The 25412-nt window shown below is 67.1% G+C and carries 28 protein-coding genes; 11 read left to right on the top strand and 17 right to left on the bottom strand.

Annotated elements, in window-relative coordinates; translation table 11 throughout:
- Window positions 1-2: 2 nt before the first annotated feature.
- Window positions 3-929, top strand: coding sequence for a DUF5926 family protein (locus tag ACPCUW_RS04990; RefSeq protein ID WP_423423806.1), 927 nt, complete (start codon window positions 3-5; stop codon window positions 927-929).
- Window positions 930-1028: 99 nt separating this feature from the next.
- Here the strand turns inward: ACPCUW_RS04990 and ACPCUW_RS04995 are convergent, their stop codons facing one another.
- From ACPCUW_RS04995 to ACPCUW_RS05015, 5 genes are all read right to left on the bottom strand, one after another.
- Window positions 1029-1577 carry a ferritin gene (locus ACPCUW_RS04995; protein WP_030516756.1) on the bottom strand — a complete coding sequence of 183 codons (549 nt, stop codon included), beginning with the start codon at window positions 1575-1577 and terminating at the stop codon, window positions 1029-1031.
- A 152-nt stretch (window positions 1578-1729) separates the two neighbouring features.
- Window positions 1730-2269 carry a ferritin gene (locus tag ACPCUW_RS05000; protein WP_423423807.1) on the bottom strand — a complete coding sequence of 180 codons (540 nt, stop codon included), beginning with the start codon at window positions 2267-2269 and terminating at the stop codon, window positions 1730-1732.
- A 10-nt stretch (window positions 2270-2279) separates the two neighbouring features.
- Complete coding sequence (locus ACPCUW_RS05005; RefSeq protein ID WP_423423808.1) at window positions 2280-3716, bottom strand: LCP family protein; 1437 nt, start codon at window positions 3714-3716, stop codon at window positions 2280-2282.
- 91 nt (window positions 3717-3807) lie between these two features.
- Window positions 3808-4602, bottom strand: a complete 795-nt coding sequence (locus ACPCUW_RS05010) for a CPBP family intramembrane glutamic endopeptidase (RefSeq protein WP_423423809.1) — start codon at window positions 4600-4602, stop codon at window positions 3808-3810.
- A gap of 49 nt (window positions 4603-4651) precedes the next feature.
- Window positions 4652-5425 (bottom strand): DUF2470 domain-containing protein, encoded by a 774-nt coding sequence (locus ACPCUW_RS05015; RefSeq protein WP_423423810.1) that lies wholly within the window; start codon window positions 5423-5425, stop codon window positions 4652-4654.
- 104 nt (window positions 5426-5529) lie between these two features.
- Between ACPCUW_RS05015 and ACPCUW_RS05020 the strand changes: the two genes are divergently transcribed.
- The 3 genes from ACPCUW_RS05020 (at window position 5530) to ACPCUW_RS05030 (ending at window position 7652) form a co-directional block, all read left to right on the top strand.
- Complete coding sequence (locus tag ACPCUW_RS05020; RefSeq protein WP_064902473.1) at window positions 5530-5949, top strand: hypothetical protein; 420 nt, start codon at window positions 5530-5532, stop codon at window positions 5947-5949.
- 84 nt (window positions 5950-6033) lie between these two features.
- Window positions 6034-6954 (top strand): prephenate dehydratase, encoded by a 921-nt coding sequence (gene pheA / locus ACPCUW_RS05025; protein ID WP_423423811.1) that lies wholly within the window; start codon window positions 6034-6036, stop codon window positions 6952-6954.
- Window positions 6951-7652, top strand: coding sequence for a histidine phosphatase family protein (locus ACPCUW_RS05030; RefSeq protein ID WP_063016461.1), 702 nt, complete (start codon window positions 6951-6953; stop codon window positions 7650-7652). The genes pheA and ACPCUW_RS05030 overlap by 4 nt, the downstream gene beginning before the upstream one ends.
- On the opposite strand, the gene ACPCUW_RS05035 is transcribed toward ACPCUW_RS05030, so the two are convergent.
- From ACPCUW_RS05035 to ACPCUW_RS05055, 5 genes are all read right to left on the bottom strand, one after another.
- Window positions 7649-8482 carry an ESX secretion-associated protein EspG gene (locus ACPCUW_RS05035; RefSeq protein WP_063016459.1) on the bottom strand — a complete coding sequence of 278 codons (834 nt, stop codon included), beginning with the start codon at window positions 8480-8482 and terminating at the stop codon, window positions 7649-7651. The genes ACPCUW_RS05030 and ACPCUW_RS05035 overlap by 4 nt on opposite strands.
- Entirely contained in the window at window positions 8483-9661 is a 1179-nt protein-coding gene (locus ACPCUW_RS05040; RefSeq protein WP_423423812.1) for a PPE domain-containing protein, read from the bottom strand.
- Window positions 9662-9704: 43 nt separating this feature from the next.
- Window positions 9705-10016 (bottom strand): PE family protein, encoded by a 312-nt coding sequence (locus tag ACPCUW_RS05045; RefSeq protein WP_036496990.1) that lies wholly within the window; start codon window positions 10014-10016, stop codon window positions 9705-9707.
- Window positions 10017-10214: 198 nt separating this feature from the next.
- Entirely contained in the window at window positions 10215-10568 is a 354-nt protein-coding gene (locus tag ACPCUW_RS05050; protein ID WP_423423813.1) for a metallopeptidase family protein, read from the bottom strand.
- Window positions 10569-10572: 4 nt separating this feature from the next.
- Window positions 10573-11730: a septum formation family protein gene (locus tag ACPCUW_RS05055; protein ID WP_369829518.1), complete on the bottom strand. Its 1158-nt coding sequence runs from the start codon at window positions 11728-11730 to the stop codon at window positions 10573-10575.
- A 105-nt stretch (window positions 11731-11835) separates the two neighbouring features.
- Here ACPCUW_RS05055 and serS point away from each other — a divergent pair, with 105 nt between their 5' ends.
- The 3 genes from serS (at window position 11836) to ACPCUW_RS05070 (ending at window position 16160) form a co-directional block, all read left to right on the top strand.
- Window positions 11836-13098: a serine--tRNA ligase gene (gene serS / locus ACPCUW_RS05060; protein WP_423423814.1), complete on the top strand. Its 1263-nt coding sequence runs from the start codon at window positions 11836-11838 to the stop codon at window positions 13096-13098.
- Window positions 13099-13253: 155 nt separating this feature from the next.
- On the top strand, window positions 13254-15125 hold the full coding sequence (locus tag ACPCUW_RS05065; RefSeq protein WP_227463015.1) for a putative bifunctional diguanylate cyclase/phosphodiesterase: 1872 nt from the start codon (window positions 13254-13256) through the stop codon (window positions 15123-15125).
- A gap of 63 nt (window positions 15126-15188) precedes the next feature.
- Window positions 15189-16160 carry a DMT family transporter gene (locus ACPCUW_RS05070; RefSeq protein ID WP_064908382.1) on the top strand — a complete coding sequence of 324 codons (972 nt, stop codon included), beginning with the start codon at window positions 15189-15191 and terminating at the stop codon, window positions 16158-16160.
- A gap of 45 nt (window positions 16161-16205) precedes the next feature.
- Here ACPCUW_RS05070 and ACPCUW_RS05075 read toward each other — a convergent pair whose 3' ends face one another.
- On the bottom strand, window positions 16206-16808 hold the full coding sequence (locus ACPCUW_RS05075; RefSeq protein WP_423423815.1) for a TetR/AcrR family transcriptional regulator: 603 nt from the start codon (window positions 16806-16808) through the stop codon (window positions 16206-16208).
- Window positions 16809-16923: 115 nt separating this feature from the next.
- Here ACPCUW_RS05075 and ACPCUW_RS05080 point away from each other — a divergent pair, with 115 nt between their 5' ends.
- Window positions 16924-17745 carry an SDR family NAD(P)-dependent oxidoreductase gene (locus ACPCUW_RS05080; RefSeq protein ID WP_305779615.1) on the top strand — a complete coding sequence of 274 codons (822 nt, stop codon included), beginning with the start codon at window positions 16924-16926 and terminating at the stop codon, window positions 17743-17745.
- 93 nt (window positions 17746-17838) lie between these two features.
- Here the strand turns inward: ACPCUW_RS05080 and ACPCUW_RS05085 are convergent, their stop codons facing one another.
- Window positions 17839-19395: a Rieske 2Fe-2S domain-containing protein gene (locus ACPCUW_RS05085; protein WP_423423816.1), complete on the bottom strand. Its 1557-nt coding sequence runs from the start codon at window positions 19393-19395 to the stop codon at window positions 17839-17841.
- Between the two features lie 161 nt (window positions 19396-19556).
- On the opposite strand from ACPCUW_RS05085, the gene ACPCUW_RS05090 reads away from it, so the two are divergent.
- On the top strand, window positions 19557-20177 hold the full coding sequence (locus ACPCUW_RS05090; protein WP_423423817.1) for a hypothetical protein: 621 nt from the start codon (window positions 19557-19559) through the stop codon (window positions 20175-20177).
- A 65-nt stretch (window positions 20178-20242) separates the two neighbouring features.
- On the opposite strand, the gene ACPCUW_RS05095 is transcribed toward ACPCUW_RS05090, so the two are convergent.
- Entirely contained in the window at window positions 20243-21166 is a 924-nt protein-coding gene (locus tag ACPCUW_RS05095; RefSeq protein WP_423423818.1) for a hypothetical protein, read from the bottom strand.
- A gap of 129 nt (window positions 21167-21295) precedes the next feature.
- Here ACPCUW_RS05095 and ACPCUW_RS05100 point away from each other — a divergent pair, with 129 nt between their 5' ends.
- Both ACPCUW_RS05100 and ACPCUW_RS05105 read left to right on the top strand, forming a co-directional pair.
- Window positions 21296-22084: a lysophospholipid acyltransferase family protein gene (locus ACPCUW_RS05100; RefSeq protein WP_423423819.1), complete on the top strand. Its 789-nt coding sequence runs from the start codon at window positions 21296-21298 to the stop codon at window positions 22082-22084.
- Window positions 22085-22121: 37 nt separating this feature from the next.
- Window positions 22122-22877 (top strand): lysophospholipid acyltransferase family protein, encoded by a 756-nt coding sequence (locus ACPCUW_RS05105; RefSeq protein ID WP_423423820.1) that lies wholly within the window; start codon window positions 22122-22124, stop codon window positions 22875-22877.
- A gap of 87 nt (window positions 22878-22964) precedes the next feature.
- Here ACPCUW_RS05105 and ACPCUW_RS05110 read toward each other — a convergent pair whose 3' ends face one another.
- From ACPCUW_RS05110 to ACPCUW_RS05125, 4 genes are read right to left on the bottom strand one after another with little or no spacing between them, the layout of a single operon-like run.
- Complete coding sequence (locus ACPCUW_RS05110; protein WP_423423821.1) at window positions 22965-23321, bottom strand: hypothetical protein; 357 nt, start codon at window positions 23319-23321, stop codon at window positions 22965-22967.
- Between the two features lie 10 nt (window positions 23322-23331).
- Complete coding sequence (locus tag ACPCUW_RS05115) at window positions 23332-24759, bottom strand: hypothetical protein (protein WP_423423822.1); 1428 nt, start codon at window positions 24757-24759, stop codon at window positions 23332-23334.
- Complete coding sequence (locus tag ACPCUW_RS05120; RefSeq protein WP_423423823.1) at window positions 24756-25061, bottom strand: WXG100 family type VII secretion target; 306 nt, start codon at window positions 25059-25061, stop codon at window positions 24756-24758. Before ACPCUW_RS05120 ends, ACPCUW_RS05115 begins: the two co-directional genes overlap by 4 nt.
- A 3-nt stretch (window positions 25062-25064) precedes the next feature.
- Window positions 25065-25409 carry a WXG100 family type VII secretion target gene (locus ACPCUW_RS05125; protein WP_423423824.1) on the bottom strand — a complete coding sequence of 115 codons (345 nt, stop codon included), beginning with the start codon at window positions 25407-25409 and terminating at the stop codon, window positions 25065-25067.
- Between the last annotated feature and the right edge of the window lie 3 nt (window positions 25410-25412).

Below are 25412 nucleotides of genomic sequence, written 5' to 3' on the forward strand. Positions count from 1 at the left end.
TCGTGGGTAAGAGCAAGCGCAACAGTCCCAAGCCCGACAGTAATCGGGCTCAGCGCCTCGCCGAACGTCGTGCGGCGCAACAGCAGGCCGCCTCGGCCGTCACGCGTCCCTTCGCCGGGCTGGCCGCCGAATGCGACATGGTCGCACTCCGCGAGTTCGTTCCGTCGGCGACCGCGACCCTGAAACTGGCCGCCGGCGTCTCCGCCGAGCGTCCGGTGACCCTGGCCACCGTGCTGCCCGGCGCCGTCGCCGCCCTGGTCCGTGCCGGTGACGAGCCGACCGGTTTCGTCGGGGCGCAGGTGCAGTTCCAGTCGGAGAATCCGGCCGCCGACCTGGCCGCCGCGATTCTGTGGACGCAGGCCGCCGAACCCGGCGCATCGCTCACCGCGGCAAGTGAGGCCGTCCAGGACGCGGTGCCCCCGCTGACCGAGGTGATCGACCCCAAGGCGCCTCTGGATCTGACCGTCCACCAGAACTTCCAGTGGTGGGTCCCGGAGGGCGTCACGCCGGATCCGCAGGTCGCCGCGACGATCGACCAGGCCGATCAGGCGATCATGCCGTCGGATCGGCTCGCTCTCGGCGCCGAATCCGTGGGCGCGGCGTGGTGGGTCGACGCGGGGGAGAAGGCGCATCTGCGCTGGGTCCGGCCCGAGGACGAGGATGACCTGATGCTGGCCCTCGCGCGCGTGCACGCCGCGGGCGGACTGCACCTGGGCGAGGGTTCCCGATTCGCGGGCTCGTTCCGCACGCACGGCCTGCTGGTGCCGGTCTTCGATCTGGATCGCGAACGCCACCCGAGTGAATGGCTCACCCCCGCAAACGAATTCGGCGCTCGTTTGGCCGAAGCGCTGGCCACCGACGCCCCGATGAGTTCCGACGAGCGGCGCTCGCGCGACGGACTGCGCTCGCGCCAGGTCACCCTGCGCTAGCGAAACCCGCTGCGGGACAAGCGTTTCGCATTGGCTTCAGACGACGAACTCGGCCCGCCGGACGGCAGGCCGAGTTCGTTCTTCACGTTTCGTCTCGCGTCAGATGTTTCCGCCGGCCGCCGAGGGCGCCCCCGAGGCATCGCTCGGACCGCTCATCTCGCGGGAGACGAAATACTCGAGATCGAACAGATTCGACCCGGCCCGATCCGCGACGGTGAGCAGCGTGGTCATCCGCGCCACCTCTTCGACCTGTTCCTTCAGGAACCACTGCATGAACTGCTCGCCCAGGTAATCGCCCTCTTCGCGGGCGGTACTGGCCAACTGGATGATCTGCTCGGTGACGGTCTTCTCCTGCTGCAGCGCCAATTGGATCGGCTCGCGCGCATTCTCGAATTGCGAGCGCGCGCCATCGACTCCGGAGAGTTCGACGCTCATATCCCGATCGAGGAAATACTGCACGATCATCATCGCGTGATTGCGTTCCTCGATGGCCTGGGCATAGAAGTGCTTCGCCAGAACCGGCAGGTCGGCGTTGTCGAACCACACCGCGATCGCAATGTACTGGTGCTCGGCATTGAATTCATGCCTGATCTGATCGTGGAGCAGGGCGTGAAATTTGCTGTGCGAGGAATCGGGGTGGCTGGACATGGGCCCGACATTAGTGCTGGTCAACTTCGGCTGTCATCCAAGTACACCCTTAATGAGGCAAGTGTTGCCTTAGTTATCGCAGTCGCACCCTTGCGACGGGCTGCATTCGGTGAATTCGTCGACTGCCTGCGATTTCGAGCCTCGCCCGCATTTCATCGCCGCGCGCTTCCCGCGGGTTTCGGCGCGGAGGCATCGGGCGCGCGTGTGGCCGGAATCTCGCGCGCCACGAACTCCTCGATGTCGAACAGATTGCCGGCCGCGCGCTCGCAGACCGCCACCAGGGTGGTGAGCCGCGCCACCTCCTCGAGCTGGTCTTCGAGAAACCAGCGGATGAACTGTTCGCCGAGATAATCGCCCGCATCCCGGGCGGTCCGGGTCAGTGTGGTGATGAGATCGGTCAGCTCCCGTTCGCGAGCCAGCAGGAATTCCACGGTGGCCGAGGGTGATTCGAATTCCGAACACACCTCGTCGGTACCCGTGACCGTGACGGCGACATCCCGGTCGAGCAGATACTGCACCATCCGCAAGGCATGGGCGCGTTTGTCCTCCGCGCCTGCATAGCAAATATGCGCCAGCTGCGGCAGTCGCTGCGCGTCGAAATAGACGGCGGCGGCGAGATATTGCTGCGAGGCGGTGAATTCGTGCCGTATCTGCGCGCGCAGGAGTTCGGGGAAGGGGCCGGTACCGGGCATGCCCCCGACGCTACCGGGTGAGTAGATCGTCCGGGATCGCCTGGTCGTGTGCCAGCGCGTCGAAGAAGCGGCTCGCCCGATCCTTGTCCCACAACAGCACATTGCCCGAGCCGGACTCGTCGGTGAAACCGCCGATCGGCACCGTGGTGGCAATCGTCTTACCGTGCAGCGCCCAGCCCAGCCGGCCGAGATCCCAGATGTGATCTCCCTTGTCGACCTGCAGTGAGGACGCCACATCGCGAGCCAGTGGCCACACCTTCAACGGATTGGCGAGCGTACCGGCGCTGGTCGCCTTGTCCAGCAGCGCGGAAAGGAACAGCCGCTGATTGTTCATGCGGTCCAGATCCGCCCGGGGCGTGGCCCGGGTACGCACGAAGCCGAGCGCCTGGGAGCCGGACAGATGCTGGCATCCCGCCGGGAGGTCGATGCCGGCCTTCGGATCGTCGATCGCATCGGGCAGGCACATATCGATCCCGCCGAGCGAATCGACCATGCCCGCGAAACCGCCGAAACCGATCTCGGCGAAATGATCGATCCGCAGGCCGGTCGCGTTCTCGACCGTCTGCACCAGCAATTTCGGACCGCCGGCGGAGAACGCCGCGTTGAGTTTGTCCTTGCCGACACCCGGAATGCTCACATACGAATCGCGCGGCAGGCTCACCACGGTGGGCGCACCGGATTTCGGGATGTGCACGAGCATGATGGTGTCGCTGCGTTCACCACCGGCATCGGCGCTGTCGCCGGTCGACAGCTCCTTCTCCTGTTCCGGCGTCAGACCGACGCGGGTGTCGGATCCGGTGAGCAGCCAGTTCGTGCCGGCGGTCTGCGCGACCCGGTCGGGATAGGCCGACAGGGCGTCGATGCGGTGCAGTGAGCGATCCAGATAGATCACCCCCGCGACCGGCAGCAGAACGATGATGAGCAGCAGAATCAGCAACCACCTGCCCCAATGCCGTTTCCGGCGGGTCCGCGGCGCACGTGGTTCGCGCGGCGGGCGTTCGGTGCGGCGGGGACGTGCCGGGGGCGGCGGCGGTGGTTCCCGGTACGGAACCGGGCGCTGCGTCCGAGCGTGGGTGGGCGGTTCGCCGCCGGGTGCGACGCCGTGTTCGAAGGGCTGCGGGTTACCGCGCGGCCGGGCGGGACTGCTCGGGACCTGTGACCAGGCCAGCGGTGGATTGTTGCCGTCGCGGTGGATGACCTGGGTCGGTTCGATCGGTGGGCGCCCGGGCGGATGGCCCGAGCCGGGCGGCAGCGGCCGGCCCGAGCCGGGAGGACGGCCCGAATTCGGCGGGCGGCCCGAGCCGGGTGGCATCGGCCGTCCGGAACCGGGCGGAACTCGCGGATCGTGGCCGTGCCGATCCGGCGGCGGCATGCGCCGACCGTCCGGGCCCGCCGGCGGCGGCACCCGGCGGGTCCGCGGATACTGCTGGGGGTCGTCGCCGTTCACCACCGAGATGGTACTGACCGGGGCGTTGTGCTCGTCGGCACAATGCGTCCGCGGGGGTGAACGTGGCTGATTCCCGCAGGTCGGCCCGGTCTTACGGCAACCAGGAGACGTGGCCGTGCAGTGCGGTGTAGCCGATGTAGGCGACCGAATCGATCGTCGCGTGTGCCAGGATCAGCGGCCACAGCCGTCCGGTCCGCTGCCAGTACCGGCCGAAGATCACCCCCATCACCAGGTTGCCGATGCCTCCGCCCAACCCCTGATACAGGTGATAACTGCCACGCAGCAGCGCCGACGCGGCCAGTGATCGGTTCTCCGACCACCCGAGCGTGCGCAGCCGGCTGATCAGATACCCGACGACGACGATCTCCTCGGCCACGGCATTCGCGATGGCCGAGAGCACCAGCACCGGCAATCGCCACCAGTGGTCGTGCAGGGAACTGGGCACGATCGTCACGCTGAGCCCCAGCGCATGGGCGGCCAGATACAGACCCAGTCCGGGCAGGCCGATCACCGCGGCGAGGACGAGGCCGGGGACCACGTCACCACGCCACCGGAGCCGCGCCAGCCCGATCAGTCGCGGCCCGATTCCGCTGCGCCACAACAGATACAGTCCCAGCGCACCCCAGCCGATCAGTCGTGCGACGCTCAACAGCTGAAACAGCAGATCGATCGTCGACTGCGCGGCCCGCGAGGGATTCAGCGCGACCTGCTGCCCGCCGATTCCGCCCGGCGCCAGCGCGCTTTCCAGTAGCGACAGTGCCGCACCGGCCCCGCTCGTCCCGAAGGTGACCACCAGGACGATCGCGATCTCCACCCGGACGGCGAACCGGTCGCGCTCCGCAGCGGGATCGGGCCAGGTAGCTGCGAAACGATCACCCGGAACCATAGGAACAATCTAGGGGTGCTCGGCCGCGTGCCGCGTATCCGGCGTGCTCTCAGGCGGAGCGGTCGGAGCCGTGCATGCGGTCGAGGAACGGGCAGCCGGCGAGGATCCGCACCGCGCGGCTCAGCGACTGCACATCGTCCACCGGTGCGTGGAAGGGCAGTCGCACATCGTGATCGGTGTCGGGTCCCTCGACTCGGAGCGTGACGCCGTAGCGGTCGATGGCCAGCGGCCGCACCGAACCACCGCGCAGCCGGACCGGCAGGTGGCGGGCCAGCCGGGCGATCACATCCGCGTGATCGGAGTCCATATGGTGCAGCCAGGCCGCTTCCAGCTCCCAGAACGGGTCGGCGTCGGCGCTGCGCAGATCGTGCGGGCAGACCGATTCGGCGCCGGCGGAATCGGCGACGACTGCCGATTCCAGCACCACTCGCAGCAGCGTGCTGGTGTGACCGACATCGAGCAGACTCGGATGCGGATATTCGCTCGCGACCTGAGATGCCAAGGCGCGCTGGGCATGTCCGGGTACCGCGCGCACCCGCCCGCGCAGCCAGACGAGCGCCCGCACGGGCTCGCGCAACGCCAGGGGTGCATGGTCGGTCAGCTCCAGCACCCCCGGCGAACCGACCTCGGCCGCCGCGGCGGAGACCGCCGCCGAATTGCGCGCGACGGCGACGACCACATCGCCGCACGCGCGCAGATGATGCACGGTCGTGGGAATCGGATCGGTGCCGGGCAGGGCCAGGACGGAACTCTCGGCATGGGCGCACGCGCTGCGGATCCGCTCCGCGGCGGATGGAGCGGCGGACGTGATCGTGCGGCGCATACAGACCTCCAGTGACGAACCCGGGATACGGCGGATAATTAGGTAAACCTAAGCTAAGTCACGGCCCGTCGTTGCGCAAGCATTGCGCTCGCTACGGTGGAAATGTGCCGCACGATTCGACGCCCGCCTCCGAACCCGTTCTGCTGTCGCTGAGCGTGCCCACCACGGGCCCGTCCGATCTGGTGGACGGGCTGGTCCGGCTGCCGTCGGCGAATCCCCAGGCGCCGGTGCTCGACCTGACCCTGTCCGATGAGCGCGTCGCCGAATTCCTGGTCGGCGTGGCACATTCCGATACCGGATTCGTCGCCGTGACCGCCTCGGGCGAGCGGGCGGTCGCGATCGTCGCCGCCACGGTGGCCGCGTTGTGCGGCGAGAATATCCGGACCGCACTGACCAGCCCCGATATCGAATTCCTGCGCGGTCTGTCGGCGCCGGCCGTTCAGGCGCTGCGCGAGGTGCTGCTGGCCGTCGAAACCGAACGGGTGGAGGCGGTGACGGCGGCGCTGCGGGTGCTGGCGCCCTGATCGCCGCCCGCCACGACCTGGGCTGTTACCGCTGGGTACGCGCAAACGGCGAGCGCGCAGCCAACTGCCAGTAATGTCGTATCCGTGCCGCGTATCGCCTATTTCGGACCGTCGGGAACTTTCACCGAGATGGCCCTGGCCCGACTCGAATCGGACGGGGCCTTCGACGAGCCGGTCGAGCGGATCGCCGCACCCAGTCAGGGCGCGGCACTCGAGATGATCCGCTCCGGTGCGGCCGACGGCGCGGTGGTGCCGATCGAGAGCTCGGTGGAGGGTTCCATCTCGGCGACCCTGGACGCCCTCGCGGTGGGCCCGCGGCTGCAGATCATCGCCGAAACCGAGCTCGACGTGGCGTTCACGATCGTGGCGAAACCCGGTATGGAACTGTCGCGGGTGCGCACGGTCGCGGCCTATCCGGTGGCGGCCGCGCAGGTGCGGTTGTGGCTGGCGGATCGGATGCCGCACGCAGCGCTGTACACGTCGGCCTCCAACGCGGCCGCGGCCGAGGATGTCGTGGCCGGCCATGCCGACGCCGCGGTCTCGACCACGCTGGCCGGTGAGCGCCTGAACCTCATCGAACTGGCCACCGGCGTCGCCGACCACGACCAGGCCATCACACGCTTCGTGCTGGTCACTCCGCCGTGCGAGGCGCCGGCCCGTACCGGTGCCGACCGCACCTCGCTGGTGGTGCTCGAATTGGCGAACGAACCCGGGTCTCTGATGCGGGTTTTCGCCGAATTCGCCACTCGCGGTGTCGATCTGACCCGGATCGAATCCCGGCCGACGCGCACCGGGATGGGTACCTATCGCTTCTATCTGGATTGTGTCGGCCATATCGACGACACCGCCGTCGCCGAGGCCCTGAAAGCGCTGCACCGGACCGCCGGGCGGATCCGGTATCTGGGCTCCTGGCCGGCCAGTTCACCGAGTGGTTCGCCGCCGCCCGCCGACGAGCCGGCGGCGGCCTGGTTGGACGATGTGAAAAAGGGGGTGGACGCCTCATGACCGAAATCGGTGCGACTCTCGATCCCGTCCGTGGTTCCGGCAGGTTGGTGCTGGTCCGTCACGGCGAGACCGAGGGCAATGTCGCGAAACTTCTGGATACCCGCGTTCCCGGCTTACCGCTCACCGAACGCGGTGTGGCTCAAGCCAAGTCGTTCGCCGCGCGGTTGGCGGTGCCGCCGGTGCGGCTGTATTCCTCGGTGGCGCTGCGTGCTCAGCAGACCGCGGGCCATATCGAATCGGTGACCGGTGTGGGGGCCGAGGTGGTCGACGGCGTGTACGAGGTACAGGTCGGCGAGCTGGAGGGGCAGAATTCCGAAGCGGCGCATCGGGAATTCCAGCGCGTCTACCGGTCCTGGCATCTGGGCGAGCTGAATACGCGGCTGCCGGGCGGCGAATCCGGCGAGGAAGTCCTCGAGCGGTATCTGCCCGTGCTGGAACAACTCCGGGACACCTATCTGCTCCCCGGTTCGAATTCGCGCGACGTGCTGCTGGTCAGTCACGGCGCCGCGATGCGACTGGCGGCCCGTGAACTCACCGGCGTCGCACCGCCGTTCACGACCAACAACCATTTGGACAACACCGAGACCATCGAACTGGCCCCGACGGCCGACGGCGGTTGGACCTGTGTCCGCTGGGGCCGCTATACCCCGCCGTTCGGATACCAGGTCGAACCGAAGGCCGACGACCCGATGGGTTAGCCGACGCCGGGCGTCGTCGGCTTGAAATCCTCGCGGAGCGGGAGCTTCTCGATGAGGTCCTTGATCGCGGTTCGCAGTCGGCCCGGTGTCCCGCTCGCCAGCGAGGTCCACATGACCTCGTCGTCGGAGCGGGTGGTGACCCCGATGAATCGCCCGTTGCGGGTGTTGTACACCGCGATCATCCCATCGGAGATGTCACGGCTGGCATCGTTGTACACCACGCCGACGATCGAAGCGTGCGAATGGATTTCGACCAGCGCCGAGGCCAGCGCCTGCGCGTCGCGGGGCGGCCGCCCCACCCGGCCCAGGCGCTGGGCGGTGGTCGTGGCATCCCCGGCATCACCGAGGATCGGCTTGAGTTCCTCGGTCAGGACGTTCATTCCACTGAGCTCGAGCGCCTCCGCCGGACCCAGCGCCGCCATGATCGTGCCCGGCAGGTCGTGTCCGGCCTCGTCGATGCTGTAGGAATTCGGCCCGCGCAGGGCGACGACATCGAGGTTGTCGCCCTTGGCGAGGCAGAATCGGTTCACCCGGTCGCCGACGTACCAGCGCATCGAGATCACCCAGTGCGGGCGGTACAGCCCGCGCAGCCGGTCTTCCAGGTCGTGATGGACGACCCCGTCGACGAGTAGCTCACGTGCGGTGAGCGATTCGGCGGCCGCGGACATCGCCCGGTCGTGGTCGACGACGTTGTCGTAGCGGCCCATCGCATTCAGCACGACCGGCACCTCGTCGATCTCCAGTTTCTCCAGCAGAAACTGCATCTCGTCGAGCGACAACACGACGGACTCGAGCATCGACGGCCCGCGGCCGGCGCCGAGTACGGTCACTTAGCGCGCTCCCGCGACCGGGTCCGCTCCGATGACACCGGACGCGATGACCCGGCCGTCGGCGAAGTGCTCACCGCGCAGATAGTCGTTGCCCTGGTGCTCGCCCTCGTCGTCGTCGTCGCTGTTCACCTGGCGGCCCAGCAGCGGGTTACCGGCGGCGTTGTTCGCGCGGGCCGGAGCCGGTGCGCCCATCTGCGCGACGGGTGCGGTCTCCGCCACCGGCGCGGTCGCGGCCGGACCACCGATCACATTGCCGGCGCCCCAGCCCTCGGGGAGTTGCAGCGTGCCGGCGCCGTTGCCGATACCGACGGTGCTTCCACCGAGGGACACGGCGCGAGTGGCGGCCGCGGCGCCACCGGCGGCGGCGACACCACCGATGCCGCCCATCATCATCGGCGACATGCTCGCGGCCGGCGCGGCATGGCCGGTGGCCGCGGCGATCGCGGTACCGGCCACATTGCCCACCGTGGAGACGCCCGTCGAGGCCACCGATCCGGCGACATTGGCCGCCTGGGTCGCGGCGCTGACCACGCCCGGATCGCTCGCGAGCGCCTGTGCCACACCGATGGCGGTCTGCACCGGGTCGCTGCTGGTGTTCTGCGACGCCGCCTCGGCGCCGCTGTCGGCCAGTCCGGCGCCCGCCGCGATCGGCGGCGGCGTCAGGAATTCGGCCGGAGTCGCCGTCATGGCCTCGACGGTGGATTCGTAGGTGTCCATGACCAGGGCGGCCTGCACGTCCAGTGCGGCCTTGGCGGCTTCGGCCGCCTCGGCGCTACCGTCCAGATCGCCGCCGTGGGCATGTGCCGCGACGCGCGCGGCATCCACCGCGGCGATCTCGGGCAGGCTCGGCATGGCAAGGGTGGCAACGGTATTGGCGGTGGCGTGTGCGGAGGCCTTGGCCGCCATCGCCGCCGCCTGCACGCCCTGCTGTTCGGCCCAGCCGGTGAAGCCGGCGAGTTTGGTCAGTGCGACGGCGCCGTTGAGGCCGATCATGCCGACACCCAGTTCGGCCATGACCCGGGTGACGGTGGCGGTCGCGTCGACCCAGGCCGCCGTGAGACCACCCCATGCCGTGGCCGCGGCAGCGGCCGGAACGGCGTGCGGACCCGCGGTCAGCAGACTCGAGTTGCCCTCGGCGAGCCGGGGCAGCCAATAGATTCCGGTGATCCCTGCAGTCATTGTCTCTCCCCTGAACGAATGGTGTGGTGAAGGATCGCGCCGGTCAGAACTGAATCGCGGCGGTGCCGGCCGCGTTGATCGCGTCCTCGGCGATGTACGAGGCCAGCTGCTGACGCAGGATCGCGGCCGCGTGGTGCAGTTCGAGAATGGCCTGCGCGGCCGCGCGATCGTGGCTGAGCGCGCCCTCGTTCAGATGGGTTGCCGCGGCGACGGACACCTCTTCGGCGCCGGCGGGGACGACGTGGGTGGCCGGGCCGCTCAAAGCGGCGGCAGCAGTGAGACGTTCGGCGAGCAGATCGAGTTCCGCCGACGCCGCGAGCACGACTTCGGGCTGTACACCGAGCAAACCAACCATGACTCGAACTCCTTCTTGTGGCGGCTGTGCAAGTGTCGAGGCTGCCTGAGCCCAGTGCTGTTCCGGCACAGAGGATCCGGCAGACCCGTCGGTGGAACCACGAGAATTCCCCCTACGAGATGATTGGACGCGACGGCCCCCGGTTCGGTTCCCTCGAGTCACGAATCGATTCGACTTTACCCGCTACGCGCGTAAAGACTAGCCCCAACCGAGCTGATGCAGCCGTTCTTCGTCGATCCCGAAATAGTGAGCTATCTCATGGATCACCGTGATGGCCACTTCCTCGACGACCTGCCGTTCGTCGTCGCACATTTCCAGAATCGGGTCGCGGTAGATGGTGACGGTATCCGGTAGCGCGCCGCCGTACTGACTGTCCACCCGGTCGGTCAGCGCGATGCCGTGATAGAGCCCGAGCAGATGCGGATCCTCGGAATTGCGGGGTTCGATCAACACCACGACGTTCTCGATCGCCCGGGTGAGCGCGGGCGGAATCGTATCCAGCGCATCGCCGACCAGTTCTTCGAACCGGCTCTCCGACATCGACACCGGCATGGCGTCAGCGCTGCGGCGGAATCGGCGCGGGAGCCGCGCCCGGCAGCGGCGCCGGGGTGGAACGCCCGGAACTCGGCGGCGGCACCGGAGCCTGGCCGTCGATCAGCACATCGCCCTTGGCCGATCCGGTGATCGTCGCGAAACCGTCCTGAGAGCCCTTGCCCACCAGGCAGTTCAGCTTGTGGCTGCCGACCAGCCAGCTGCGGGCGTCGAGGTTGTCCCAGAAGATAGTCAGCGTCTTGTTGATCAGCGCGTCCTGGCCACCGAGGTAATCGCCTGCGGCGCGGCCACATTCGTCCTGCATGAACTTGTCCTGATCGGCGTTCGCCGGCGGGCCGCCGTTGAAGTGGGTGCCGAGATCCACCGTAGACATCACCTCGTAGGCGTGCGGCTGGCCGCAGGGGACCGGTTCGTTGGTCGGCAGGTTCTGATTGATGCCGATGCAGGTGCCCGGATCGAAGACGCGGGACTGGTCGCTGTCGCGCACCCGGCCCACGGTCTGCTGTGTGGCGTTGCCCGTGGCGCTCACCAACTGCAGCCCGCACCGGATGGTCCGATCCCCGTTGCGCCAGCCCGGTTCACCCGGGTTGACCATGCCGACCACGAATCGCCCCCGCGGGTCGAGCCGGCCACCGAGGTAGGCGGCCGCGGCCGATGCGCAGTGTTCGTCGCGCAGTTCGCCGAAGCGCAGCGAATCGGGGAAGGCCGAGCCCGGCCCGAATTCGCGACCCGGATATTTGCTCAGGTCGATGTCGGCGGTGACCTCGAACAGATGTTTGTCGGCGCAGTTGACCTTGGTCAGATCCAGGGTTTTGGTGCTGGTCCAGGTGAGGCAGTCGCCGGTCTTGGCGGCGCCGAAGGCGGCGTCGGCACGACCCGCGGGCGGTTTGCCCGATCCGGGATCGTGCACCTCCAGTCCGTGCGAACTGCGAAACCCCGAGATGGACAGCGTCACCAGCGCCGCCACCACGGCACCGACGGCGACCGCGAGCAATCCCCACCGCAGCCGATGCGGATGCAATGCCTTGCCATCCTGCCCCAGGCGTTTCCCGGCGCCCGGCAACGGGCGGCGACGTTTGGCCCCGGCACGCCTGCGGCGAGGCATGTCGGATTCTTCGTTTCCCGGTTCCGGCGCCGCTGGCGCCCCATCGTCGGAGGACATCGCCGTCCATCATGGCAGGCCCCGTGCGAGGCCTGCCACGATCGGTTCGGATTTCACCGGATCCTCAGAAAATGCGGTGGACACCTCCCACTAGGCTGATTGCCCATGATCGACCTCCGATTCCTGCGCGAGAATCCCGAAGCGGTCCGTGCCTCGCAGCGTGCCCGCGGTGAGGACCCGGCGCTGGTGGATGCCCTGCTCGAGGCGGATGCCGCCCGCCGCGCCGCGGTCGCGACGGCGGACAACCTGCGCGCCGAACAGAAGGCGCTGGGTAAGAAGGTCGGCAAGGCGTCCCCCGACGAGCGTGCGACGCTGCTGGCGCATGCGCAGGAGTTGTCGGCGAAGGTGAAGGAGGCCGAGGCCGCCGAGAACGCCGCCGACGCCGAACTCGACACCGCCCACCGCGCGATCTCGAACGTCGTGCAGGAGGGCGCGCCCGCGGGCGGCGAGGACGACTTCGTGCTGCTCGAAACAGTGGGCACGCCCACCGAATTCGACTTCTCCCCGCGCGATCATCTCGACCTGGGCGAGGCGCTCGGACTGATCGATATGGAACGTGGCGCCAAGGTCTCGGGCGCGCGCTTCTACTTCCTGACCGGCTACGGCGCCCTGCTGCAACTGGGCCTGCTTCAGCTGGCCGCCCACCGCGCGGTCGCCAACGGTTTCACCATGATGATCCCGCCGGTGCTGGTGCGCCCGGAGATCATGGCCGGAACGGGCTTCCTGGGGCAGCATTCGGCCGAGGTCTACCACCTCGACGACGACGATCTGTACCTGGTCGGCACCTCGGAGGTCCCGCTGGCCGGCTACCACTCGGGCGAGATCCTCGACCTGAGCGACGGGCCGAAGCGCTATGCCGGCTGGTCGTCGTGCTTCCGCCGCGAGGCCGGCAGTTACGGCAAGGACACCCGCGGCATCATCCGCGTGCACCAGTTCGACAAGGTCGAGATGTTCGTCTACTGCCGTCCCGAGGACGCCGACGCCGAACACCGCCGCCTGCTCGACTGGGAGAAGGAGATGCTCGCCGCGATCGAGGTCCCGTATCGGGTCATCGATGTGGCCGGCGGCGATCTCGGCAGCTCGGCCGCCCGCAAGTTCGACTGCGAGGCGTGGGTGCCGACCCAGCAGACCTATCGCGAACTCACCTCGACCTCGAACTGCACCACCTTCCAGGCCCGCCGCCTGTCGGTGCGCTACCGGGACGAGAACGGCAAGCCGCAGATCGCCGCGACCCTCAACGGCACCCTCGCGACCACGCGGTGGATCGTCGCGTTGCTGGAAAATCACCAGCAGGCCGACGGCTCGGTCCGGGTGCCCGCCGCACTGGTCCCGTTCGTGGGCCGCGAGGTGCTCGAGCCGCCGCGGTGATGATGGCGGCCCCGCCGCGGTGATGATGGCGGCCCCGCCGCGGTGATGATGGCGGCCCCGCCGCGGTGATGATGGCGGCCCCGCCGCGGTGACTTCGGCCTCGAATCCGGCGGTTGTCACTACTGCTATGCACCGCGTTGTCTAGGCTGGACGGCGTGCGAGGACTCGGGTCTCGCGGCGATACCCGCACGCAGGTTCGGGCGGCATCGGCGCTGGCGACGGCAATGGTCATGGCTCGGACCACCGGGGCGTTCTACGTCATGGGTGGGGTCCTGGGCCTGCTGATCACTGCCATCGCACCGGGAAACGAGGGCAACCGCCCGCTGGTCGGCTCGGCCGCAGCGGTCGCGCTGTTGCTCGGCGTGAGCCTGCTGATCTGGGGTCCTCGCCAGCCGCACTGGGTGCACCACGGGTATGTCGCGGTGGCAACGGTGCTGGTCACCATCGCCGTGCACTGGTTCCCGAATACGGTCGGCGCGATCACGCTCGCCGCCTTCTATGTCTTCGTCGCCGCGGATGCCGCGATCTTCTTCGCCTGGCGGCTGGCCGGGGCGCATGTGGCGTTCGCGGTCGTGCTCTGTCTGTGGGTGGTGCCGTCCCGGGGTCTGCCCTGGTGGTCGGGCATCATCCCGGCCGGAATCACGGTCGGCGTCGGCATCGTGGTCGGCATCCTCACCCGGATGGCCTCGGACGCCGATATCGACACACTCACCGGGCTGTTGAACCGCCGCGGTTTCGACCGCGCGCTCAACAGCGCCATCGGACATGCCGGGCGGACCGGTCAGGGACTCGCGTTGGTTCTGGTCGACCTGGACCGGTTCCAGAAGATCAACGATCATCTCGGCCATCGCGCCGGCGATGCCGTGCTGCAGCGCGTCGGCGACACCTGGTCGAAGCTGCTGGGCCCGGATCAGCTGCTGGCCCGATACGGCGGCGACGCGTTCGCGCTGCTGTTGCCCAACACCACCGAACAGGCCGCGATTCTGCTGACCGAACAGCTGCGTGCCGCGGTCACCACGGGATGTTCGGCGGGTGTCACCTCCTGGCAGCCCGGCGAGTCCGGCTCGCTGCTGGTCAGTCGTGCCGATGTCGGCCTGTACCGGGCCAAGCAGGCCGGGCGCAATCGCACGGTGCTGGAATCGTCGCGGCAGCTGCCGCTGGCGGTCGAACTGCGCGAGGCCATCGATACCGGCGCGCTGGACGTGCACTACCAGCCCATCGTGAGCCTCGGTGAGGACGGCGCCCAGGCGGTCGGTGTGGAGGCGCTGCTGCGCTGGTCGTCCAACGCCCAGCCCGACGTCACCACCGAGGGGCTGATCCGGGTCGCCGAGGAATACGACCTGATCTCCGACCTCGACGAACTGGTCCTGCGGCGTGCGTGTGCGGATGCAGCCCGGCTGCAGGAGACCTTCGCCCAGCTCGATCTGACCCTGAACGTCAACGTCAGCGGTCTCGAATTGGCCGAGACCAACTACGCCGACCGGGTCTCCGGCATCCTCGCCGATACCGGCTGGCCCGCCGACCAGCTCGTCCTCGAGGTCACCGAGAGCGAATTGGCCGCCGAATCCCAGACCGCCATCGCGAATCTGCACCAATTGCGCGACAGCGGCGTTCGTATCGCGATCGACGACTTCGGCACCGGCTACTCCTCGCTGAGCCGGTTGGCCACCATCCCCAGCGACATCCTCAAGGTCGACCAGTCCTTCGTCGCCGCGATCCGTTCCGATTCGCCCGCGCCGCCGCTGCTGGGAGTGATTGCGGCGCTGAGCAAGTCGCTGGATCTGCAGGTGATCGCCGAGGGAGTGGAAACCGAGTATCAGGCCGCGGTGCTGACCGAACTCGGCTTCGCGCTCGCCCAGGGCTATCACTACAGCGATTCGCATCCGGTCTCCGAGCTGATCAGCGATATGAACTCCAACCGGGGCCTGGTCGGCGCCGGGACGACCGATCGGGATTTCGCCGCCAAGGGCTGGGTCCCGGTGGACAACAACGGCTTCGACCCGGAGGGCCTGGGCCATCGGGGCTGACCCGGACCGCCGGGCGATTCGGGTCGCGGCATCGGCTCGCCCGGACCAACTACCGTGGCGGATATGACCGCAGTCCGCGAACGAACCGACGTGCGGCGCTGGATCGGTGTCCTGCTCGGCCTGTGCTGCGGCGCCGGTGTGGCGGTCCAGGCGCGAATCAACGGTGATCTCGGCGATCGGCTGAACGACGGAATCGCCGCGGCCGTCATCAGTTTCGGCTCCGGACTGCTGCTGCTCCTTCTCGTCAGCGGTTTCAGCGGGCGAATGCGTACCGGCCTGGCCGCGATCCGCCGTTCGGTGCACGCCGGTCGGTTGCGGTGGTGGCATCTGCTCGGGGGATTGTGCGGTGCGTTCTTCGTTGCCTGCCAAGGCTTGTCCGTGGCGACGATCGGCGTCACCGCCTTCACCATCGCCGTGGTCGCGGGTCAGTTGACCAGCGGACTCGTCGTGGACCGTCTGGGTGTGGGACCGGCCGGCGTGACGCCCGTGACGCCGGTCCGACTCGGTGCGGCGGTACTCGCGGTCGGTGCGGTCTGTGTCGCCGCCCTGGGCCGCTCCGGCGGCGAATCCGGGGCCGGTGGAGGTGCGGCCTATCTGCTGATCGCGCTGCCCGCTCTGGCGGGCCTCGGTCTCGCGTGGCAACAGGCGGTCAACGGGCGGCTGGCGACCGTCGGCGGGCCCGTGCCGGCCACCACGATCAACTTCGCGACCGGAACCGTGGGCCTGCTGGTGGTGGAGGCGGCGCAGCTCGCTCGGATCGGCTGGCCCACCGGCTTTCCCACCGAACCGTGGCTCTATCTCGGCGGGGCGATCGGGGTCTTCTTCATCGCGGTGGCGGCGCTGATCGTGCGCTGGATCGGAGTGCTCCTGTTCGGCCTGACCTCGGTGTCCGGCCAGCTCCTCGGTTCGGTGGTCCTGGATGTCGTCGCGCCGACGGGCACCCGGCTGTCGACGCTGACCGTCGTCGGCTGCGGACTGACGTTGCTCGCCGCCGCCATCGGCGTCCTCGGGCAGGGCCGCGCAGAACCGGACTGACGGCGATATCGGCGCACTGCCGCACCAATCAGCGCGCCCGGTCGCTCAGGGCCGGAAGGCGCGAAGTGTGAGCTCCACCAGCGCGTCGGCGTACGCGTCGTCGAGCGGCCCGTACCGCAGCAACCACCGCTGATACACCGGGGCATACAGCATTTCGAGCATCAGATCGAGGTCGGCATCCGCCCGGACCTGCCCCGCCGCCTGCGCGCTGCGTAACCGCTCCTTCTTGGCCTCGTCGACGGGACGCCGCAACTGCCGGTCGTACTGTGCGGCCAGTTCAGGATCGTTGATGATCTCGGTGTTGAGCGCCCGGACCGGTTTCTCGAAGTCCGCATCGGCGAATTCCGCGACCGTCGCTCGCATCACGAGTTTCAGATCCGCTTCGATATCCCCGGTGTCCGGTAACGAGATTCCCTGCTCGTCGGTTTCGCTCAGGTGCAGGAACGATTCGAAGATCACCGCGCCTTTGGACGGCCACCAGCGATAGATCGTCTGTTTACCGACCCCCGCACGCGCGGCGATCGCCTCGATCGAGACCTTCCGATACCCGACCTCGGAGATCAACTCGCGTGTGGCCGCCAGAATCGCCCGCCGTGACTTCTCGCTGCGCCGGGTGCTGTCGGGTTCGGGTTTCGCGGTAGCGGACACGCGGTCGACCCTAGCATTTCTACCGAGACGAGACGGTTCGTGTTGACAAGTCGAGACGCGATCACCACACTTGCTCAAGACGAGACGGACCGTCTCATAGTGAGAGGATGTGGATATGACCACCGGTAAGACCTGGTTCATCACCGGCGCTTCCCGTGGGCTGGGGCGTGCGTTCACCGAGGCCGCCTTGCATGCCGGTGATCGAGTGGTCGCGGCCGCTCGTGACGTCGAACCGCTACGGGAATCCGCTGTCGCACATCCGGATCGGCTGTTTCCGCTCAGCGTGGACGTGTCGGATCGCCGGGCCGTATTCGAGGCCGTCGAGCAGGCCGTTGCGCTGGTCGGCGAGCTCGACGTCGTGGTGAACAACGCGGGCGGCATGCTCTACGGCATGGTCGAGGAGGCGACCGAGGACCAGATCCGCGCGCATCTGGACGTCAACTTCTTCGGCGCGGTGTGGGTGGTCCAAGCCGTGCTGCCGCGGCTGCGCGCACAGGGGCACGGCCGCATCCTGCAGGTCACCTCGATGGGAACCGCCGGCGGTATGGCCGCCGTCGGGTACTACGGCGCCGGGAAGGCGGCGCTGGCCTCACTGACCGAAGCTCTGGCGATGGAGGTCGAACCCTTCGGAATCAAGGTCACCAACCTGGAGATGGGCGGTTACGACACCGGCCTGTTCACCGCGGGAACGACCGCCACCGCGGCGCTGCCGCACTACGAACCACTGCGCGAAGAACTCGCACGCATGTGGGGCGACGAATCCGGTCCGGCGCCGAGTTCGGCAGCGCCGGTGATCATGAAACTGGTCGAACTGGCGGATCCGCCGCGACGTCTGATCGTGGGCGGCAACTCGTTCGATCAGGTCGCCGACCTCTATGCGGCGCGCTCCGACGGTTATCGAGCCTGGGAGTCGCTCAGCCGATTGGCCCCAGGCTGATCGGCGGACGGGTGAACTATTCGTGCAAACCTGAGCCGTCCGTGCGGAAATCCGCTCAGTCGTCCCGGGTTTGCACGAATAGTTCGCCCTTGTTCACAACTTGCGGGAACGAAGTTCGTGCCCCTTGGACGTCTTGCACCGCCCGGTCTCCAGATCCCACTGCCAGCCGTGCAGATTACAGGTGAGGGTATTGCCTTCCACCACACCGAATTTCGACAGGTCCGCCTTGAGGTGCGGGCATCGGCGCTGCACCTCCCACCCGGCCAGCTCACACGAGGCGGAATCGTCGTGCGCCTCGGCGAACCAGCCGTCGGCATAGGCGATGCGCTCGTCGGTGAGGCATTTGAAGAAGGTGTAGAGGAATTCGTTGTAGCCGCCGATTCGCCACGCCTGGAAGCGGGTGGACAGGAAGATGGTGTTCACCCAGTCCGGCTCGTTGTCGCGCAGCACGGTGCGCACCAGCTGCGGGGCGATGCGGAACCCGTAGCGGTACTTACCTTCTCCCTCGATCGGCCCGCGCACCAGCCGCTTCGGAAAGTCGAGGACCACGGTTTCCTCGCCCATCACCAGCCCGACCGGATAGCCGATGCCGTCGCAGATCAGGTCGCTCTGCGCCATGATCGGTTCGAACAGCTCCTTGAGCAGAGGCAGCAGCGGGGTACCGTCTTCGGTTGCCCAGGAAGCCTTTTCGCGCTCCAGCACCGGTGCCATGCGCTGCGCCATCCGCTCGATATAGCCGGCCTTGTCGTCGTAGATCTCGGCCGGGTCGAACGGATGGGTCAGATCCAGTTCCTTACCCCGCACATCGGCGACAGAACCCGGAATCATCAGCACCCCACCGGAATTGCCGTGGATGCGCATCTGCTCCAGGAAGACCATCTGGTCCGGGAAGATATTGCCGTTGTCGGCGGAGTAGCGGTTCTCGCCGTCGTCGTTGAGGTAGCGCAGCTCGTCGTCGAGGAACACCGGCGGTCCGGCCGAGGGCACCACCCAGGTGGCCCCGACCTGCTCGATATAGCTGCGCGCACGATCCATCCCGCGCTGGCGCTTCTGCTTGCCGAAGTTCGCCTTGGTCTTGCTCGGGATGTCGTAGACCATCGGGTACCAGATGGCGCCCGAATACTGCAGCAGGTGGATGTCGATATGCCCGAACTGCTCGTGCAGGACGTCCATATCCACCGGCCGCGCGTCGTTCATGTTGAAGCACACGGTCTCGCGATCGGAGACGACCAGACCCGAATCACCGATCGGCCCGTCGGCCGGCGCCCGCAGCGCGATGATCATGATGTCCAGTTCGTGCCCGTCCCGGCCGGTGATCGTGTGCTTGACCGAGTTCTGGGTCTCGAAGAACGTGTGGAAGCCCAGCTTCTCCAGCTCGCGCTGCAGATCCGGCACCGGATAGTCCGGCAGCAGAACGGTGGCGTCCTTGTTCACGTGATCGAGCAGATTCTTCGCGTCGAAGTGGTCGCGGTGCAGGTGCGAGACGTAGAGGAAATCGCAGTTGCCCAGCTCGTCCCAGTCCAGCCGGGTGTTGTCCGGGAACGGGACCCACGACGCGAAATAGGCCGGGTTGACCCACGGATCACAGAGGATCGTCCCGGCCGCGGTGCGGATGTGGAATCCGGCATGTCCGACGCTGGTGATCTGCACGAAGAAGTCCCTCCTGAACCCGGCTACCAGCCACCCAGGGTAGCGGTTGAACGGGCTTGTTCGGCCTCAGGGCCGCTATTGCCTCGGTCGTCGCACCGGCGCAGTGTAGAGGTGCACGGTGGCGCCACCGGGGCGCTGCCCCGAGTACGGAGGAAGGGACCGTGTACGCACGTTCTACGACTATTCAAGCCAATCTCTCCGCCATCGACGCCGGAATCGCGCATATGCGCGACGAGGTGATGCCGGCGCTGGAGAACATGCCCGGCTGTATCGGGATGTCGTTGCTGGTCGACCGCCGATCCGGTCGCTGCATCGCGACGAGCTCGTGGGAGTCCGAGGACATGATGCGCGAGAGCGCCGATCGGGTGCGCTCGCTGCGTGATCGCGCCGTGCAGGTGTTCGGTGCCGGCGAAGCGCGGGCCGAGCAGTGGGAGGTCGTGGCCATGCACCGTGACCATCGCACCCGCGCGGGCGCGTGCGCCCAGCTGACATGGGCCAAGGCCGAGGGCGGGTTCGGCGCCGCGGTCGACACCTACAAGTCCATGGTGGTCCCGCAGGTGGAGCAGATGCCGGGGTTCTGCAGCACGAGCCTGCTGGTCGATTGGGCCGGCGGGCGCGGGGTCGCATGCGAGACGTTCGACAGCTACGAGGCGATCGAACGCAACCGCGAACGACTCGCGACGGTGCGCCGCGAAGGCACCCGACGGGCCGGCATCGATGTGCTCGATGTCGGAGATTTCGAGATCGCGCTCGCCCATCTGCGCGTCCCCGAACTGGTCTGAGGCGGCGCCCCCGTTGTCATGTCGGGATGTTGCGGGTTACCGGGCCACCGCAACGTCTCAGTGCATCAGGCGGAAACGTCGCCGATGCAATATCCGCTATCGGTCGCCTTCACGGTGTACGTCCGTTCCTGCTGACTGCCGCCGGCCGTGACCGTGGCCGATATGGACAGATAAGTGCTGTTCAGAGCAGTGGAACTGAGCGACTGATCGGAGAAGGCGGTCGCGGTGGCGAGCTTGGCCGCATCGGTCGCCAGCGGCGGGCGCGATGTGCGTCCGGTGCCGTTCGGATCCCAGGCGGTGGCGGCGGCGCACACCAGAGGATGGGAGTTTTCCTGGTCCGCCGCGTCGATCGGATGTCCTGTCTGGCGTGACAGATAGCGTCGGACGACGTGGCGGGCGTCGGCGGTCTGGGCCTCGCTGCCGGTGCCGAAACCGATCTCGGCGCCGGCGGGGTAGACCCGTGGGCAGGCGTATCCGGTGGCGATATCCGCTCGCTCGGCGACCACGGTCACGGCGTCGGCGGTTCCGCTCGCCGACTTCCACACGAGGGCGGTGCCGTTGTCGCTGCCCGGCTGCGCCAGCGCCGACTCGATGGCCGACTTGTCGGAGTACATCGTCTGGACGTTGCGGGGAGCCATCGTCCAGCACTTGGCTTCCATATCCGCCGGAGTGAGTTGCCGCAGATCGTTCACCCAGCGGGTCATTGCCGCGGTGGCCTGCGGATCGGCCGTCACGAGGGCTACCGCGATCGCGGATTCGGGCGGCGCCGGGGTGGTCCGGGGCGCGGGAGCGGCGATACGGGAGGACGAGGGAGCGGCGGATTGCGTTGCCGCGGAGGAATTATCGGACGTGTGATAGTCGGTGCCCTCGATGCCGACCTGCGAATCACATCCGGCGAGGATGCCCGCGACCACGATCGCCAGACCGCCTGCCCGCGCCGCCGAGAGCCGCCTGCCGCGTCGCGCTGCGCGGCCGGTATGCGGCGCCACGCCCATACCCCCTCGTGGTTTCCGGCCGCCTGCACGCGATGCTGGACTGGGGCTTTCCACTGCGCTGAACCTCGTTTCCTGTGCGGCGGTCGGTAGCGAAAATGTGACAGCGACTACGCTAGCGGAATTGTGGAACCCGTATACCGGACGATCATCGGCCTGGCCCGGACCGTCTTCTTCGTACAGGGACTGAAATTCGACGTCACGGGGGCTGAGAACATCCCCGCGCAGGGCGGCGCGGTCATCGCGATCAACCACACCGGCTATATGGACTTCACCTACGCGGGCCTGCCCGCGCGGACGCCGAAGCGCTATATCCGGTTCATGGCGAAGAAGGAAGTCTTCGACAACTCGATCTCCGGGCCGATCATGCGCGTGCTGCGGCACATCCCCGTCGACCGCGCGGCCGGCGCGGACTCCTACAAGGCGGCCGTGGACTATCTGCGCCGCGGCGAACTGGTCGGGGTGTATCCCGAGGCGACCATCAGCCGCAGCTTCGAGATCAAGGAATTCAAGTCGGGTGCCGCCCGGATGGCCGTCGAGGCCGGTGTCCCGATCATTCCGATGACGATCTGGGGTGCGCAGCGGGTATGGACCAAGGGGCATCCGAAGCGCCTGGGCCGCACCAACACTCCCATCTCGATCGCCGTCGGCAAGCCCATCCTGCCGCCCGCCGAGGCGGACGAGAAGGCCGTCGCCGAACTCACCGAGACCGTGCGCTCGACCATGCAGGACATGCTGCTCGGCCTGCAGAAGGACTACACGCACGAGCCCGGCGCATACTGGGTGCCGGCCCGCTTGGGCGGCGGCGCACCGACGCTGGAGGAGGCCGACGCGATGGACGCCGCCGAGGCGAAGGCGAAAGCGGAGGCGCGCGCGGCACGTCGTGCCGCCGAAGCGGGAGATGCCGACTCCTGACGGCAGGATCGGCCCGGTAGTACCAGGAGTGTCACCGATGACGCGAGAGCCAGTTTTCGACGTCCTCACGGGATTGGTCCGCACCATCTTCTGGGCACAGGGCCTGAAGATCGACATCGTCGGCGGCGAGAACATCCCGCGCACCGGTGGTGCGGTCCTGGCCGTGAATCACACGGCCTACCTGGACTTCATGGAGGTCGGACTGGTCGGCCGCGAATCCGGCCGCAACGTCCGCTACATGATGAAGGCCGAACTCGAACACGGCATCGTCGGCTGGCTCATGAAGCACTGCAAGGCAATCGGCGTGGACCGCACCGCCGGCGCCGAGTCCTACTCCCGCGCCGTCACCGCCCTGCGCGACGGCGAAATCGTCGTCGTCTACCCCGAAGCCACCATCAGCCGCAGCTTCGAACTGAAGGAATTCAAATCCGGCGCCGCCCGCATGGCGATCGAAGCCGGCGTCCCCATCGTCCCCATGACGATCTGGGGCGCCCAACGCGTCTGGACCAAAGACATCCCGAAACAACTGGGCCGCCACAACTTCCCGATCAACATCCAGGTAGGCGAACCCGTACCCCCCGCCGAACCCGCCGAAGACCTGACCGCCACCCTGCGTTCCAGCATGGAAAAACTGCTCGACGCGGCACAACGAGACTACGAAATGCCACCGGGCGCACGCTGGGTCCCCGCCCGACTGGGCGGTACCGCACCGACATTGGAGCAGGCGAAGGTACTGGAGCGCGAAGAGATGGAACGCCGCGCCGCCGCGAAAGCCAAACGCGCCCAAGGATAAAAGCCAGCGCTCGCATCAGGACCGGGTTCGAACTTCATCGGACCTATCAGCGCGTGTCCGGCGCGCGCCGCACACCAGGTGGCCTGCCTAACTTCTGCGCATGAGCTCTTGCAGGTCGTAGACGTACAGCAGGTCGTAACGCCCGGTCCGCCGAAGATTTTCGAAGACATCATCAGCGACCTGACGCTCACGCCCCTTGTCGGATCCGGAGTCACGAATTGTCAATGCGATCGGATAGGACTCGAAGTCCAGCTGGCCATCGTTGTCGAAGTCGTGACCGAACTCCAATTCGACGACAGCGTTTCGCGATGCGGCGCCCCAAAACGAGCCGTCACCTCTCGTGGACACATCGGTAAGCGAAACTCTCGCCGCATGGTCTATATCCTCGATCAGGACATCCCGGGGTTGGTCGCTTCTGATGAAGATCTGGTGATACGAACTCAAGCTTCTCTCCCTATGGCCAACGGATTTCCCAGCCATCGCCGATAATTCTGATATCGGTCATCTTTCCATCGTTCGCGCCGAGGTACCTGTTCATCCCCCTCCTGGCCTCTTCTTCCGACAGCCCGCTTCCACGAGCGTCCAGCACCGCATGATCCGCCTGCCCCTGGGCGCTGTTCAGCTGGTTCTTGACTGTCCCGTTGGTCGCCCCCGGATCAAGTGACTTGTACTCGGTGGGCACGCCGTCGACCTCGGCGTCAGCCGTTCGCCTGCCAGGCACATTGCTTTCCGGGACGGCCCGCACATGGTGGCCCTCCGAAGCTTGTAGCACGGCGATGCGCTTCTCCCGGTCATTGAATTTCTTTGCGCTTTCATCGATCGATCCGGGTGCGGACGACGTGGAGCCCGGCCCTGAATTCTCGTCGAGCGTAGCCCTCATTGCGATGATGACCGAGAGTCTGGCGATCGCCGAATCGAGGCCTGTCGCGGGCACATCGTTGAAAGCTGCGACAGCACCTTTCGCACCGGCGTCGAGCGCGCGCATACCGAGGATGTCCGGCAGGGTGCTTGCTTGGTACGCACTCTGGATCGCGTCCATTGTGCCGTCGACAGAGACCTTGTTCCCGCGGGCTGCAGCGCTCGCGGGAAGTCCGATATCGAACAGCGATCCCGAAACGCCGTGCCGCGCAGTTGCTGTGACTCCGACGCTACTTTCACTGAGGATGATCCTGTCGGTACAAGCCGTGCTCAATGCGATAAGTGCTTCATAGTAATCGTCCACCGGCGGAGCCATGCGATTCGCGGCCAGCGAGACGGTTTTCGCGCTGGTTCGCAGATCGTTCAGGTGACCTTGTATCTCGTTTCTATGGTTGTCGGCATCCATCGCGATGAACAGGTCCGAAATAGCCGTGATGCGATCGGCCGCTTCAAGGATGATCGGATTATCTGCGAATACCCTCCATGTCTCGGCGGTCTTGTGCATTTTCCCGGAGTCGCCGTTGGGCAGCATGCCGAACGCCTTGGCAACCCGGTGGACCAGGTCATCGAAGAACTCTTCAACGCCGCCGTTGTCGCCGAACCCTATTCCGCTACCGTGTGCCGAAGTCGGTATGTCGACCTTGTATTCGCTGACTTGCCTGATGTCCGGCTGCTGTGGGGGAGGGTGCGACTTGTTCGCTATGCCCCAGTGGTATCCCTGGGCGTACAGAACAGCGCTGTAGTTTGTGAGGGCATTGGCGAGGCTGGCGCAGGCCTGCAAGGTTCGGCGGGCGGCTTCGTCGTATGCCTGCCCCCATTCCCTGCAGCCGGGAGCGTCTCCGGCCATTCCCGCGCACTCGCCCCTGACCGCATCATGAACAGGCTTATCCGCTGTGCGAAGACCCTCCGCTAGCTCTCGGCACTTGTCGGCTGCGTCATAGTACGTCTCCCAGTCGACGATCATCTGTTGCCGCTCTGCAGCATTCGCCAGTTGAGTTCCAGCGCACGAGTGTAGGCGGCATGGGCCTCTTTGGCCGCGTCGCTCATGTCCTTGACGCCTTCGACCAGTTCCCTCGCCCCGCTGATCCATTCGCGGTGTGCGTCGTCGTAGGCGCGGGCGGCCAAGCCCTCCCAGCCGGTGCCCTGCAAACTCGCCACTCGCTGTTCGATATCCGACAGGTGGTCCTCGATGTAGCCGGCCAGTCCGACCAGGCGGGAGACGATGTGGTCCAGGTGTTCGAGGTCTACCGAGAATCGCGAGGCCACAGTTCAGGTCCAGTCCAGTCTCGGAACGTCCAGAGCGGCAGCGCTGTTCGCGTCGACCGACTGAAACGTCTCCGCCGTAACACCGAGTTTGTCGGCCAAGGTGGCGAGGGCCTGGAAGATCTGTCGGCCGCCGTCGTGGACCTCGGTCCAGCCCTCGGAGAACTCGTCGGCGTAGTCGCCGGTCCAGCTGTCGGACAGCAATTCCGAAACATCTTCGGCTGCGGAATCCAATGCATTGTGCAGTGTTTCGGCCAAACCGTAGATGTAGACGCCCACATCGCGTACCCGTTCGGGCACAACGGTGAAATCTTGGCCGGGACCTGGCGAATTCCCCCCACTATCGCTCATGCC

It is taken from the genome of Nocardia sp. AB354, assembly GCF_049538315.1.
Classification (GTDB): Bacteria; Actinomycetota; Actinomycetes; order Mycobacteriales; family Mycobacteriaceae; genus Nocardia; species Nocardia nova.